This window comes from Streptomyces sp. NBC_01232, assembly GCF_035989885.1.
Classification (GTDB): domain Bacteria; phylum Actinomycetota; class Actinomycetes; order Streptomycetales; family Streptomycetaceae; genus Streptomyces.
This window is the reverse complement of the sequence record NZ_CP108518.1, coordinates 1,173,630-1,187,436: the sequence shown is the minus strand read 5'-3', so window position 1 is coordinate 1,187,436 and position 13,807 is coordinate 1,173,630. Positions and strand designations below refer to the sequence as shown.

At 73.0% G+C, this 13,807-nt stretch carries 12 protein-coding genes; 8 read left to right on the top strand and 4 right to left on the bottom strand.

All coding sequences use genetic code 11. The features are described 5' to 3' along the window. Positions 1 to 136: 136 nt before the first annotated feature. The 5 genes from OG444_RS05775 to OG444_RS05755 all read left to right on the top strand — a co-directional run bounded on the left by OG444_RS05775 (position 137) and on the right by OG444_RS05755 (position 4,855). Positions 137 to 466 carry a TlpA family protein disulfide reductase gene (locus OG444_RS05775; RefSeq protein ID WP_327261092.1) on the top strand — a complete coding sequence of 110 codons (330 nt, stop codon included), beginning with the start codon at positions 137 to 139 and terminating at the stop codon, positions 464 to 466. 291 nt (positions 467 to 757) lie between these two features. Next, positions 758 to 1,375, top strand: coding sequence for a flavin reductase family protein (locus tag OG444_RS05770; protein WP_327261091.1), 618 nt, complete (start codon positions 758 to 760; stop codon positions 1,373 to 1,375). A 200-nt stretch (positions 1,376 to 1,575) separates the two neighbouring features. Continuing rightward, a complete protein-coding gene (locus tag OG444_RS05765; protein ID WP_030012969.1) occupies positions 1,576 to 2,361 on the top strand; it encodes an electron transfer flavoprotein subunit beta/FixA family protein in 786 nt (261 codons plus the stop codon). 58 nt (positions 2,362 to 2,419) lie between these two features. Continuing rightward, complete coding sequence (locus OG444_RS05760; protein ID WP_327261090.1) at positions 2,420 to 3,382, top strand: electron transfer flavoprotein subunit alpha/FixB family protein; 963 nt, start codon at positions 2,420 to 2,422, stop codon at positions 3,380 to 3,382. 174 nt (positions 3,383 to 3,556) lie between these two features. Next, on the top strand, positions 3,557 to 4,855 hold the full coding sequence (locus tag OG444_RS05755) for a DUF6986 family protein (RefSeq protein ID WP_327261089.1): 1,299 nt from the start codon (positions 3,557 to 3,559) through the stop codon (positions 4,853 to 4,855). A gap of 117 nt (positions 4,856 to 4,972) precedes the next feature. Here the strand turns inward: OG444_RS05755 and OG444_RS05750 are convergent, their stop codons facing one another. After that, the gene (locus OG444_RS05750; RefSeq protein ID WP_327261088.1) at positions 4,973 to 7,246 is read right to left on the bottom strand and encodes a WD40 repeat domain-containing protein; all 2,274 of its coding nucleotides are present in this window, start codon (positions 7,244 to 7,246) and stop codon (positions 4,973 to 4,975) included. Positions 7,247 to 7,403: 157 nt separating this feature from the next. Between OG444_RS05750 and OG444_RS05745 the strand changes: the two genes are divergently transcribed. Beyond that, complete coding sequence (locus OG444_RS05745) at positions 7,404 to 7,598, top strand: hypothetical protein (protein WP_327261087.1); 195 nt, start codon at positions 7,404 to 7,406, stop codon at positions 7,596 to 7,598. Positions 7,599 to 7,601: 3 nt separating this feature from the next. On the opposite strand, the gene OG444_RS05740 is transcribed toward OG444_RS05745, so the two are convergent. Then, positions 7,602 to 8,588, bottom strand: a complete 987-nt coding sequence (locus tag OG444_RS05740; RefSeq protein ID WP_327266669.1) for a LacI family DNA-binding transcriptional regulator — start codon at positions 8,586 to 8,588, stop codon at positions 7,602 to 7,604. A gap of 189 nt (positions 8,589 to 8,777) precedes the next feature. Between OG444_RS05740 and OG444_RS05735 the strand changes: the two genes are divergently transcribed. Further along, positions 8,778 to 9,815 carry an NUDIX hydrolase gene (locus OG444_RS05735; RefSeq protein WP_327261086.1) on the top strand — a complete coding sequence of 346 codons (1,038 nt, stop codon included), beginning with the start codon at positions 8,778 to 8,780 and terminating at the stop codon, positions 9,813 to 9,815. Between the two features lie 23 nt (positions 9,816 to 9,838). Here the strand turns inward: OG444_RS05735 and OG444_RS05730 are convergent, their stop codons facing one another. Then, positions 9,839 to 10,537 (bottom strand): MBL fold metallo-hydrolase, encoded by a 699-nt coding sequence (locus OG444_RS05730; RefSeq protein WP_327261085.1) that lies wholly within the window; start codon positions 10,535 to 10,537, stop codon positions 9,839 to 9,841. A gap of 141 nt (positions 10,538 to 10,678) precedes the next feature. After that, the gene (locus OG444_RS05725; RefSeq protein WP_327261084.1) at positions 10,679 to 12,043 is read right to left on the bottom strand and encodes a dipeptidase; all 1,365 of its coding nucleotides are present in this window, start codon (positions 12,041 to 12,043) and stop codon (positions 10,679 to 10,681) included. Between the two features lie 377 nt (positions 12,044 to 12,420). Between OG444_RS05725 and OG444_RS05720 the strand changes: the two genes are divergently transcribed. Further along, a complete protein-coding gene (locus OG444_RS05720; RefSeq protein ID WP_327266668.1) occupies positions 12,421 to 13,623 on the top strand; it encodes a geranylgeranyl reductase family protein in 1,203 nt (400 codons plus the stop codon). Positions 13,624 to 13,807: the final 184 nt, after the last annotated feature.

Here is a 13,807-nt window from a genome sequence, read left to right as displayed (position 1 = left end):
AGAAGCCCCTACCCGGGGAGATTCTCGTCACGCCGGGAATGTCGCGGGCCTGCGGAGTGCTCAGTTCCACGGACGAGCGTACGAGGATGGTGCACGTACACGAATCACGTGCACGAAAACGGCGACGGGAGCGCGGGTGCTCGGGCAGGACGACGCGGGGACCCGGCTGGGCGCCGCCGAACTGGGCGCGGAGCCGGGCGGGCGCGCCAGTCTGGTGCAGTTCTCCAGCGCCTTCTGCCAGCCCTGCCGGGCCACGCGGCGGATCCTCGCCGAGGTGGCGGCGATGGTCGAGGGAGTGGCGCACATAGAGATCGACGCCGAGGAACGGCTCGACCTGGTGCGGGCCCTCGGGATCGAGAAGACCCCGACCGTGCTGGTCCTGGACGCGGCGGGCCGGATCGTGCGGCGGGCGGCCGGGATGCCCCGCAAGGTGGACGTGATCGCCGCCCTGGGGGCCGCCGTATGACGCGCCGCGCGGCGGGCGCAGCGGCTGCGGGGCGGCCCGACGGGGTGGTGCCGAAAGCGCCGGTGCGCGCGCCCGCACACAGCGTGACGCGCCTGACATCTGCCCGATCCCGCTTGACTGTGTCCACGGGAGATCGCCAGGCTGGCGGTATGCGGTATGAACTCCTGCTCTACGGACGGGTCCACGTGGACCTCGTCCGCCACGCGAGCGCGCGCTGTTGGGATCACTGAAAGCCCCGGCCCCCGATCCCCGACAGCGCCCGCGTGTTCCGCGGCAGAAGGCAGAACCCTGATGACTGCTACGACAGTCCCGACGGTCCCCACGGCTCCGTCCCCCCGTTCCCCGATACCGGCCCCGATCCCGGCCCCGATCCCGGCCCCGGCCCCGATCCCGGCCCCGATACCGGCCGAAACAGCGGCCGACACGACCCGGCCCGGCTCGCCCGACCTCCTGCGTTCGGTCTTCCGGCAGCACGCCGCCGGCGTCGCCGTGATCACCGCCCAGGACGGCGGCCGCCCGGTGGGATTCACCGCCACCTCGCTCAACTCCGTCTCCGCCGACCCTCCGCTGCTGTCCTTCACCATCGGCACCGGGGCCTCGAGCTGGCCCGCGGTGCGCGACAGCGAGTACCTCGGCGTCCACATACTCGGCGAGCACCAACGGGATCTGGCGGGCCTGTTCGCCCGCAGCGGAGCGGACCGTTTCGGTCCGCCGACCGGCTGGGCCTCGGGCCCGCACGGGGTGCCGGTGCTGGACGGCGTACTGGCGTGGCTGGTCTGCAGGGTGGTGGCACGTGTGCCCGCCGGCGAGCATCGTGTGATCATCGCTGAGGCAGTCGTCGGGGATCCGGCCGGTGAGGGCCGTCCCCTGCTGTACCACCAGGGACGCTTCAACGCGTTGCGCGACTGAAACGTCCCTGCTCGGCCGGGCCGCACGGCGTTGGGCAGATCACAGCTCGGCAGCCTTGCGGCTTGGTGGGACGCACGATGTACTGGCGAGTAACATTCCCTTCGGAGCGCGGGCCGCCCCGACCGGGATCCGCCCGACAAGGCGCCTATGCTGCCTGCATAAGGCGGTACCAGAAAAGACGATGCGGTAGGAGAGCCGGCGTGAGCCTGAGGATCGTTGTCTGTGTGAAGTACGTGCCCGACGCCACGGGCGACCGGCAGTTCACCGAAGACTTGACCGTCAACCGTGACGACGTCGACGGCCTGCTGTCGGAGCTCGACGAGTACGCCGTCGAGCAGGCGCTGCAGATCGCCGACGAGGCCGACGATGCCGAGATCACCGTTCTGACGGTGGGCCCCGAGGACGCCAAGGACGCGCTGCGCAAGGCGCTGTCGATGGGTGCCGACAAGGCCATCCACGTCGAGGACGACGACCTGCACGGCAGCGACGTCATGGGCACTTCGCTGGTGCTCGCCAAGGCGATCGAGAAGGCCGGATACGACCTGGTCATCACGGGCATGGCGTCGACCGACGGCACCATGGGCGTGCTGCCGGCGATCCTGGCCGAGCGCCTGGGCGTCCCGCAGGTCACCCTGCTCTCCGAGGTCAAGGTCGAGGACGGCACCGTGACCGGCCGCCGTGACGGCGACACCGCGAGCGAGCAGCTGGAGGCCTCCCTCCCCGCGCTCGTCTCGGTGACGGACCAGTCGGGCGAGGCCCGCTACCCGTCCTTCAAGGGCATCATGGCCGCCAAGAAGAAGCCGGTCGAGTCCTGGGACCTGTCCGACCTGGACCTGGAGTCCGACGAGGTCGGCCTCGAGGGCTCCTGGACCGCGGTCGACTCCGCGGCGCAGCGCCCGGCCCGCACCGCCGGCACGATCGTCAAGGACGAGGGCGAGGGCGGCAAGCAGCTGGCCGAGTTCCTGGCCGGCCAGAAGTTCATCTAAGAACCTCGGCCACCCCTCTTAGCCCCCAGACACTTCGCAATCGCAGGAGAGCAGTCCCATGGCTGAAGTTCTCGTCTACGTCGACCACGTGGACGGCGCCGTCCGCAAGCCCACCCTCGAGCTGCTGACGCTGGCCCGCCGCATCGGCGAGCCCGTCGCCGTCGCCCTGGGCGCCGGTGCCGACGCCACCGCCGCGGTGCTCGCCGAGCACGGCGCGGTCAAGGTCCTCACCGCCGACGCCCCCGAGTTCACCGAGTACCTCGTGGTACCGAAGGTGGACGCGCTCCAGGCCGCTTACGAGGCCGTTTCCCCGGCCGCCGTGCTCGTCCCGTCCTCCGCCGAGGGCAAGGAGATCGCCGCGCGCCTGGCCGTCCGTATCGGTTCGGGCATCATCACCGACGCCGTCGACCTGGAGGCGGGTGACGAGGGCCCGGTCGCGACGCAGTCCGCCTTCGCCGCGTCGTTCACCACCAAGTCCCGCGTCTCCAAGGGCACCCCGGTCATCACCGTGAAGCCGAACTCGGCCCCGGTCGAGGCCGCTCCGGCCGCCGGCGCCGTCGAGGCGCTCGCCGTCACCTTCGGCGCCCTGGCCACCGGTACCAAGGTCACCGCCCGCACCGCCCGCGAGTCGACCGGTCGCCCCGAGCTGACCGAGGCCGCGATCGTGGTCTCCGGCGGCCGCGGTGTCAACGGTGCCGAGAACTTCGGCATCATCGAGGAGCTCGCGGACTCCCTCGGCGCGGCCGTCGGTGCCTCGCGCGCTGCCGTCGACGCCGGCTGGTACCCGCACTCCAACCAGGTCGGCCAGACCGGCAAGTCGGTCTCCCCGCAGCTGTACATCGCCTCCGGCATCTCGGGCGCGATCCAGCACCGGGCCGGCATGCAGACCTCGAAGACCATCGTGGCCATCAACAAGGACGCCGAGGCCCCGATCTTCGACCTCGTCGACTACGGCGTCGTCGGCGACCTCTTCGCCGTCGTTCCGCAGCTGACCGGCGAGATCAAGGCGCGCAAGGGCTGACCTGCGCTTCTCTTCGTAGCTTCGCTTCTCCGGGGCCGTGTGGTGATTGTCACCGCGCGGCCCCGAGTCGTTTGTCCAGGACGGCGGGGGGACCATTGACGGAGCGGAACCCCGTGACTAAATTCTGCTATGCGGATCTAAGCTTCCGTGAAGCGGAAAAGAGGAGAGTGCACGATGGGTCAGCAGGAGAAGGTGGCGACGAGCCTCGCAGGCGCGGTCAGCGAGGGCATCAGCGCCTCCCTCGCGCCGGTGGACGCGGAACTCGCGCGCCACTACCCGGGCGACCCCGGCACCCGGCAGCCCATCCACACGGTCTACGTACCCGGTGACGTCTTCGCCGCCGACACCATCCGCTCCTGGGGCGACCAGGCCCTCGCCGCCCTCGACGAGCACGCCCCGGACGCCGCCACCTTCGCCAAGGTGCTCGGCATCTCCGACGAGCTGGCCGTACCGGTCTACGACCGCGTCCGCGCCAAGCTGCTCAGCGAGCCCATCGAGGACCTCCGCGTCGACTTCGAGGACGGCTTCGGCGTCCGCTCCGACGAGGAGGAGGACCAGGCCGCGGCCCGCGCCGCCCGCCTGATCTCCGAGGCGTACTCCAACGGCACCAACGCCCCGTACATGGGCATCCGCATGAAGTGCATGGAGTCCAACGTCCGCGACCGCGGCATCCGCACCACGGACATCTTCCTCTCCGGCCTGCTCGCCCACGGCGGCCTGCCCGAGAACCTGGTCCTGACCCTCCCCAAGGTCACCTACGCCGAGCAGGTCACCGCCTTCGTCGAGCTGCTGGAGGCCTTCGAGACCACCCGCGGCCTGCGCCCGGGCCGGATCGGCTTCGAGATCCAGATCGAGACCAGCCAGTCCATCCTGGCCTCCGACGGCACCGCCACGGTGGCCCGCATGATCGAGGCCTCCAAGGGCCGCGCCACCGGCCTGCACTACGGCACCTTCGACTACAGCGCCTGCGTCGGCGTCTCCGCGGCCTACCAGGCCAGCGACCACCCGGCTGCCGACCACGCCAAGGCGATCATGCAGGTCGCTGCCGCCGGCACCGGCGTACGCGTATCGGACGGCTCCACCAACGTGCTGCCGATCGGCACCACCGAGAAGGTCCACGAGGGCTGGAAGCTCCACTACGGCCTGACCCGCCGCGCGCTGGCCCGCGCCTACTACCAGGGCTGGGACATGCACCCGGCGCACCTGCCGACCCGCTACGCGGCCGTCTTCACCTTCTACCGCGAGGGCCTGGAGACCGCCGCCGCGCGCCTGAAGGCGTACGTCGCCAAGATCGAGGGCGACGTGATGGACGAGCCGGCCACCGCCAAGGCCCTGGCCGGCTACCTGGTCCGCGGCCTCGACTGCGGCGCGGTGGGCGCCGAGGAGGTCACCGCCCTGACCGGCCTGACCCGCGCGGAACTGGACGCCTTCGCGATCCCGCGCCGCTCGGCCACCCTGACGGCAACCGGCTGACCCTCCTGCCCCGAGGCCCGTCCGGGAACTGCCCTCGGACGGGCCTGGGGCATGTCTTCCGGATCCTGCCGGGCCCCGCTGTCCGGCAGGATCCGAAGGACACACCCCGGCGGTCGTTCACGCGACGCCGACCAGCCACAGCCGCAGCGTGGAGTCGCCGGCGGTCGCGGCCAGCAGGCTGCCGTCGGGGGAGAAGGCCAACGAGGTCAGCCGCGCGGCCTCCTGGACCACGGGCCGCCGCGCCGCCAGGTCCCACACCGTCAAGTCGCCGGCGCCGTCCACGGTGGCCAGCAGCCGGCCGTCGGGTGACAGGGCCACTTCCTCGCAGCCGGCTCGCAGGTCGCCCACCGGCTCCGCCACCTCCGCACCGGACCACGGATCGCAGAGCCGGACCGGTCCGCCGTCGGCGTCCACCAGGGCCAGCAGACGCCCTTGCGCACCGAAGGCGAAACACCGCGCCTGCTGCCGCCGGCTCACGTACCGGGCCCGTTCGGTGTCCCAGACGCGCAGTTCCCGGCCGAGGAGCGCCAGCAGCCGCCCGTCGGGGGAGAACCGTACGTCGGTCCCCGCATCGGGATCCCCTGCGTCCAGCGGGCCACCGCGCGGTGCGAAGGTTCGGCAGTCGTGCACGGCCACCCGCCCGAAGAGGTCGGTCACCGCGACGAGCCGCCCGTCCGGCGAGTACGACATGTGGTCGACCAGGGCGAGCCGGGTGCCCGTGGCCGGGCCGATCGGCGGGGTCAGCCCGTGCGAGGACCAGACCACCGGGTCCCCGTCCCCGGGAAAGTCCAGGCCCAGCAGCGGCATGTGCGGCGGAACGTCCAGCACCCGGGCGGGCCCGGACCCGGCCGGGTCCCAGACCGCCACCTTCAACGCGCCCGCGAGTGCGACGATCCGCCGTCCGTCGGGCGCGAACCGTACGAGGTCGAGGGGCAGACCGGGTCCCTCGCGGGCCGGCAGGGGCAGGACCAGGTGCTCGCGCAGGGCGGCCGCCAGGGCGCCCGCGCCCGCCGACACCGCGAGGGCGCCCGCGGTACGCCGCCGGTGCAGCAGGATCGTCTGGTCGTCGCCCGCGGTGGCGAGCAGCAGTCCGTCGGGAGAGAAGGCAACGGCGTTGACGGCGAGGGTGTGCCCGGTCAGTGCGGGCCCCACCGGAAGGCCGGTGGCCGTGTCCCACAGCCGTACGGACCGGTCCGCGCTCGCCGTCGCCAGGAGGGTTCCGTCCGGGGAGAACGCCACCGCGTTGACCGCGTTGTCGTGCCCGACGAGTTCCGGGCCGGTCTGCTTGCCGGTGCCCGTGTCCCACAGCCGGGCGGTGGTGTCGTGACTCCCGGTGGCCAGCAGGCGGCCGTCGGGGGAGTAGGCGAGGGCCTCCACGTTGTCGCAGTGCCCGGTCAGCGCGGCCCCGACCGGCTGACCGGTGACCGTGTCCCACTGCCGCACGTCGGCGAACCCGTCGGCCACCACCAGCCGCCGGCCGTCCGCCGAGAAGGCGAGCGCGTCCGCCCGCCCGCTGTACGCGGCGCAGGCACCCCGCGGGGCGTCGGTGTCGAGATCGAACACCTGGCAGTCGGAGCCCTGCGGAGTCGCGCCGAGCAGGTGTCCGTCGGGGGTGAAACCGATGCTGCTGGCCGGGCGCCGGCCCCCGGGGAGGGGCTGGGGCGCGAGGGTGCGGCTGTTCCACAGCTGGGCACGGCCGTCGTCGGAGAGGGCCGCCACCCGGTCGCCGAGCGGGGAGAAGCCCACCTGGAGCACGGGTGCGGGCTTCTCGCCGCTCAGCGCAGTGCCTTCCGCCCGGCCGTCGGCCGTGTTCCACAGCCTCACCGTCCCGTCGTTGCCCGCGGACGCCAGTGTGCGGCCGTCGGGAGAGAACGCGAGCCGCCACACCAGACGGGTGTGTCCGACGAGCTTGAGAGCGATGGTGAACTCGGCCCCGCCGCTCTCCGTGACGAGCGGAGACGGGGAGGGAGGAGGAGACGGCGTGTGAGCGGCCGTCGGCGTATGCGTCGGAACCGGTGGCGCGGCCGGGACCGGGGCGGGCGGGGCCTCGCGCCGGGACGCGCCGGGGTCCAGCTCCGCCAGGTCGCGCCAGCGCCGGCGCCAGGGCTCCAGCTCGGGGGAGTTGTGGGGCGGGATGGCGGCCCGCTCCCGCCCGAACTCGTCGTAGGAGTGCAGGATCCGCACGAGACCCATGAGCCGGTCCAGCCCCGGCAGCCGTTCCCCGCGGAACGCGTCGCTCTGGGTGGACACCGGAATCCGGATGCCCGTCGTGGACTTGGCCGCACGTGCGGCCAGATCGCGGTACGAGCGGTTGCCGCGGTCGAGCCGCAGCTTGCGCAAGTCCGCCGCGAACGCCGCGAGTTCTTCGCTGAATGCAGGCACGCTGTTCATCACCGCACAGGTTAGAGGCGGGGACACCGCGCCGCCGGACGATCCCGGACAGGGCGGAACGCCACCGGTCCACGGCACGGTCCGGTGGCGTCCGGCCGCGACCGGGATCCGTTCGGCGCATGCGCCGGCGCCGCTTCGGCGGTGTTCCCATCGGGCCATGACCACAACTCCGGGCGACGATGCGCCCTTCGTGACCCTGCACGCCGCCGTCGTGCTGCTCGCCGCGGTCCTGATCGGCCTCACGGCCGGCGGCCTGACCTTCCTCGGCGGGTCCGGCGCCGCACCGTCCGTGCTTGCCGGGCTCGCGGCCGCCGGGGCGTCCGTGCCCGTGCTGCGGGCGCTGATCCGGTGACGGTCAGGCGGCCGGGGGGAGTTCGCCCGAGCCGCGGGGGATCAGGCGGGTCGGGAGTTCGATGCGGGACGGGGTCAGGTCGACTCCCGCGAGGCGTTGGAACAGGCGGTCCGTGGCCACCCGGCCCAGGGCCGCCGGATCCTGGGCCACCACCGTCACGCCGGGCCGCAGCAGGTCGGCCAGCTCGAAGTCGTCGAAGCCGACCAGCGCCACCGGCCGGCCGTGCGCCGCGAGGACCCGTACGACCGTGACCGTCACCCGGTTGTTGCCGGCGAAGACGGCGGTCACCGGGTCCGAGCCCGCGAGCATCGCCCGCGCCGCCGCCGCGACCCGCTCCGGGGCCGTCGACCCGAGGGAGACCCAGGACTCGGCCACCGGCAGGCCCGCCTCCGCCATCGCCTCGCGGTAGCCGCGCAGCCGTTCCGCCACCGTGTGGATGCGGGGCTGGTCGCCGATGAACCCGATCCGGCGGTGGCCGCCCGCGATCAGGTGGGCCACCCCGCCCCGCGCGCCTCCGAAGCTGTCCGAGAGGACGACATCGGCCTCGATCCGGCCCGCCGGGCGGTCCACGAACACCGTGGACACACCGGCCCGCATCTCCGGCTCCAGATAGCGGTGGTCGTCCCCGGCCGGGATCACGATGAGACCGTCCACCCGGCGGGCGCACAGCGCGAGCGCCAACTCCCGCTCCCGGTCCGGGTCCTCGGCGCTGGAGCCGTTGATGAGCAGCGCCCCGTGCGCGCGGGCCACCTCCTCCACCGCCCGGTTCAGCGGGCCGTAGAAGGGGTCGGCGAGATCCTCCAGGACCAGGCCCACGGTGGCGGTACGGCCCTTGCGCAGCACCCGGGCGCTGTCGTTGCGCCGGAAACCGAGGGCCTCGATGGCCTCCTGGACCCGCTTCTCCGTCTCGGGGGTGACCCCCGGCTCCCCGTTGACCACGCGCGACACCGTCTTGAGGCCGACGCCCGCCTGGGACGCCACGTCCTTCATGGTCGGCCGGTTGCCGTAGCGGGGCTCGAACGGGCGGCGGTTGTGGGGCACGGTGGCGAATCCTCCGGGGCTCACGTGCAGGGCTGTGACCTCGAGGATAAGCAATCGGTGGAAACCGAGGTTTTCGTGGCAGGGTGATGCGGGCAAGCCACTGGGGGCTCCGGACGAGCCATGGGGAGAGGGGTAGACGTGATTGTCTGGATCAACGGCACATTCAGCGCCGGAAAGACCAGCACGGCCCGCGAACTGACCGGAATCCTGCCGGACAGCACCCTGTTCGACCCGGAGCTCGTCGCAGACGCGCTGCGCGTGCTGCTGCCGCCGAAACGGCTCGCCGAGGTGAGCGACTACCAGGACCTCCCGAGCTGGCGGCGGTTGGTGGTGGACACCGCCGCGGCGATGCTGGCCGAACTGGGCGGGGTGCTCGTCGTACCGATGACGCTGCTGCGCCAGGAGTACCGGGACGAGATCTTCGGCGGGCTGGCGGCGCGTCGGATCCCGGTGCGGCATGTGCTGCTGGCCCCAGCGGAAACGATCCTGCGGGAGCGCATCGCCACCCGGAAGGAGCCCGGGGAGCCCGCGGAGGTGGACCTCCGGGTCCGGCAGTGGGCGTACGACCACATACCTGCCTACCAGCAGGCCCTCGGCTGGCTGACCGGTGACGCGCACGTCATCGACAACGGGGTCCTGACCCCGCGCGAGACGGCGGAGCGCATCGCCGATGCCGTCCGCTCGGAGACGGCCCGGGTCTGCGACATCGTGCAGACCCCGGAGCCGACCCGCGAGACGGTGGCCGCCGGGGTGCTGCTCTTCGACGAGCAGGACCGGGTGCTGCTGGTGGATCCGACGTACAAGCCGGGCTGGGAGTTCCCCGGCGGGGTCGTCGAGGCGGGCGAGGCGCCGGCATGCGCGGGCGTACGGGAGGTCGCCGAAGAACTGGGCGTCGTACTGGAACGGACGCCCGGGCTGCTGGTCGTCGACTGGGAGCCGCCGCAGCCGCCCGGCTACGGCGGGCTGCGCCTGCTCTTCGACGGCGGCCGGCTTTTGGAGGGGGCCAGGGCCCGGCTCCGACTGCCGGGCCCGGAGCTGCGGGCCTGGCGCTTCGTCACGGAGACCGAGGCCGCCGGCCTGCTTCCGCAGCACCGCTACGAACGCCTGCGCTGGGCATTGCGCGCCCGGGAACGCGGCCGCCCCCTCTACCTGGAGGCGGGCGTTCCCACCGGCTGAGGCCGTCGTGGCCCGGCCCGCCCTCAGGCGGGGGTTTCCCCCGCGGCCTTGGCCAGGGCCGCGGCCGTGTCCACCGTCAGGGGGTCGCCGTGGCCGAAGCACGCGATCGAAGGGGCGAGCGCGGCCAGGCGGTGGAAGGTCTCGATCGCCCGGCCGCGGTGCACGTTGAAGACGCCCAGCATCAGCGGGCCGACGGCGGCGACGCAGTCGCCCGTGAACAGCACGCCGTGGCGCGGGAGGTGGATCCCGATGCTGCCGTCCGTGTGGCCCGGGGCGTGGACCACGTACGCCCCGTCCCCGAAGCCCAGGGCGTCCCCGTCCTCCAGCTCCCCGTCGACCGGGGTGGGCGGGGCCGCGGGCACCACCGCCAGCGCGTGTTCGTACAGCGGGACCTCCCAGTCCAGCAGCACCGGTTCGGGTACGGGCCGCTCGCCCCGGATCACGGGCGCGTCCAGCCGGTGGGCCAGTACGCGCGCGCCCCAGCGGGCGGCGAGCTCACCGGCCGCGCCCGTGTGATCGCCGTGGCAGTGCGTGAGGACGATGCGCTCCAGCCGCCCGGGGTCCAGCCCGAGGGAACGTATCGCCCCCTCGATCTCGGCAGCCGACCCGGCGTTGCCCGAGTCGATCAGGGTGAGGGCTTCGGCGTCCTGCCAGAGATAGGCCTGGCCGACGGGGAAGCGGAGCATGTGGAGCCGGTTCGGAAGTACTTCGACGAGATCCATACGGCGAACGTACGCACGGCCGGCCGCCCGGGGCATGTGACTTCGCCGGGAGCGGGGTACGCCCGGAGCGCAGTACGCCCAGAGCGCAGCGCGCCCTGGGCGTACACGGCCGATCCTCCGGGGAGTTCGGCGGCAGGCGGGTCAGCCCTGCTTGGACTCCGCGTAGTTGACGAGGAAGAGGGCCTCCGCCACCGACAGGCGCTCCAGCTCCTGCGGGGACACGCTCTCGTTCACCGCGTGGATCTGCGCCTCCGGCTCGCTCAGCCCGATCAGCAGCATCTCCGCGTCCGGGTACAGCTCCGTCAGCGTGTTGCACAGCGGGATCGAGCCGCCCATGCCCGCGACCTGCATCTCCTCGCCGGGGTAGGCCTCTTGCAGGGCCGCCGCCATCGAGGCGTACGCCGGGCTGCTGGTGTCCGCCTGGAACGGCTGCCCCTGGCCCACGACCTGCAGCTCCAGCCGCGCCTTCCACGGGGTGTGCGCCACGAGGTGGGCCTCCAGCAGCTTGACGGCCGCGGCGGTGTCAACGCCCGGCGGCACCCGCAGGCTGATCAGCGCGCCGGCGCTCGCGTGCACCGACGGGGTCGCGCCCACCACCGGCGGGCAGTCGATGCCGAGCACCGTGACGGCCGGGCGGGCCCACAGCCGGTCCGCGATCGTGCCCTCACCGATGAGCTCGACGCCGTCCAGCACCTTCGCATCGGCGCGGAAGTCCGCATCCGGGTACTGGAGGCCCTCCCACACCGCGTCCGAGGCGAGCCCGTCCACGGTCGTCGAACCGTCCGCCGCGCGCAGCGAGTCGAGCACGCGGATCAGCGCGGCCAGCGCGTCGGGGGCTGCGCCGCCGAACATGCCCGAGTGCAGGTTGCCGCCCAGGGTGTCGATCTTCACCTTGATCAGGCACATACCGCGCAGGGTGGCGGTCACGGTCGGCAGGCCGAGGCGGAAGTTGCCCGCGTCGCCGATGACGATGGTGTCCGCGGTCAGCAGCTCCGGGTGGGCCTCGGCGTACTGCTGCAGGCCGCCGGTGCCCTGCTCCTCCGAGCCCTCGACGATCACCTTCACGCTCACGGGCACACCACCGTTGGTCTTCAGCGCGCGCAGCGCCAGCAGGTGCATGATGAACCCGCCCTTGCAGTCGGCCGCGCCGCGCCCGTACCAGCGGCCGTCGCGCTCGGTCAGCTCGAAGGCGGGGGAGACCCAGGCGGCGTCGTCGAGCGGCGGCTGGACGTCGTAGTGCGCGTAGAGGAGCACGGTCGGCGCGCCCTCGGGGCCGGGCAGGAAGCCGTACACCGACTGCGTGCCGTCGGGGGTGTCGAGCAGTGCCACGTCCTGGAACCCCTCGACGCGCAGGGCGTCGGCCACCCAGTTCGCGGCGGCCTCGCTCTCGCTCTTCGGGAACTGTGCCCAGTCCGCCACCGACTGGAAGGCCACCAGCTCGGTCAGCTCCTGCTTGGCGCGGGGCATCAGCGAGGCGACGGTCTCGGCGATCGGATTCTGGGACATGGGCACGCTCCTTTTGGGTGCGACGTTGTTCTCCGTGTACGCCGCCCGCATCCGCGGGGTGTGCGTATGCCGGGCAGGGCGAAAGACAGTCTTGATCCTCGCACAGCGGAGCGGGGCGGTGTCTCGCCGTAGGATTTCCCCGGCATCGGAGCAACCCGGGTGATCAGGAGCAGCAACACATCGTGAGCAGCGACGACGACGTACGCGACGCAGGTACGGACGCGGGTGCGGACGCAGGCGTGGACGCAGACGCAGGCGTGGGTACCGGCACCGGAACGGGCACGGGCACGGGGCAGGACGCGAAGGGGGCGGACGGCGGGGCGGCCGCGGAGACCGGGGAAGCCGCGGAGACCGGGGAAGCCGGCGAGACCGGCGAAGTGTGGGACGTGGTGGTGGTCGGGGCCGGACCCGCCGGGTCCTCGGCCGCGTACGCGGCGGCGACCGCGGGGCGGCGCGTCCTGCTGCTGGAGAAGGCCGAACTGCCCCGCTACAAGACCTGCGGCGGCGGCATCATCGGCCCCTCGCGCGACGCCCTGCCACCGGGCTTCGTACTGCCCTTCAAGGACCGCATCCACGCGGTCACCTTCTCGATGAACGGGAAGCTGACCCGCACCCGGCGCTCGAAGCACATGCTCTTCGGGCTCATCAACCGCCCGGAGTTCGACGCAGGCCTGGTCGCCGCGGCGGAGAAGGCCGGCGCCACCGTCCGTACGGGTACGGCCGTGGCCCGCGTCGAACAGCACGGGGCAGCCGTCCCCGACCGGCGCACCGTGGCCGTGGTGCTCTCCGACGGGGAGACCGTCCTGGCCCGCGCGGTGGTCGGCGCGGACGGCAGCGCGAGCCGGATCGGCGCGCACGTCGGCGTGGAGATGGACCAGGTGGACCTCGGCCTGGAGGCGGAGATCCCCGTACCGGAGACGGTCGCGGAGGACTGGAAGGGGCGGGTGCTGATCGACTGGGGCCCGCTGCCCGGCAGTTACGGCTGGGTCTTCCCCAAGGGCGACACCCTCACCGTCGGGGTCATCTCGGCCAAGGGCGAGGGCGCAGCGACCAAGCGCTACCTGGACGACTTCATCGCCCGGCTCGGGCTCGCCGGCTTCGAACCGGCTGTCTCCTCCGGGCACCTCACCCGGTGCCGCAAGCCCGACTCGCCGCTCTCGCGCGGCCGCGTGCTGGTCGCGGGCGACGCGGCCGGGCTGCTGGAGCCGTGGACCCGGGAGGGCATCTCCTTCGCGCTGCGCTCCGGGCGGCTGGCGGGGGAGTGGGCGGTGAAGATCTCCGAGGCTCAGGACGCCGTGGACGCGCGCCGCCAGGCCCTCAACTACGCCTTCGCGGTCAAGGCCGGGCTGGGCGTGGAGATGGGGGTCGGCACGCGGATGCTGAACCTCTTCGAGGCCAAGCCGCGGCTGCTGCACGCGGCGATCACCGGCTTCGGCCCGGCGTGGCGGGCCTTCGCCCGGATCACGCGGGGCTCGACGACGCTGGCCGACCTGGTACGGACGTACCCGCTGGCCCGCAGGGCACTGCACATGATGGACGCCAGGCAGGCGGCGAACCGCGACGGCGGCGCCCAGGGCTAGCCACTGCCGTGTACGGAGGCGCGGGCGGCTCAGGGCGGCTCAGGGCGGCCCAGGGTGGTGCGGGCCGTCCGCGCCGGCGGTACGGAGTCGGCGGACCGGGAGGTCCGCCGACAGACGGCACCGTCCTTGCGCGCCTCGCGCGGATCCACCGCCCGGTGACCGCCCGACCGCCCCGCCGGCCCGG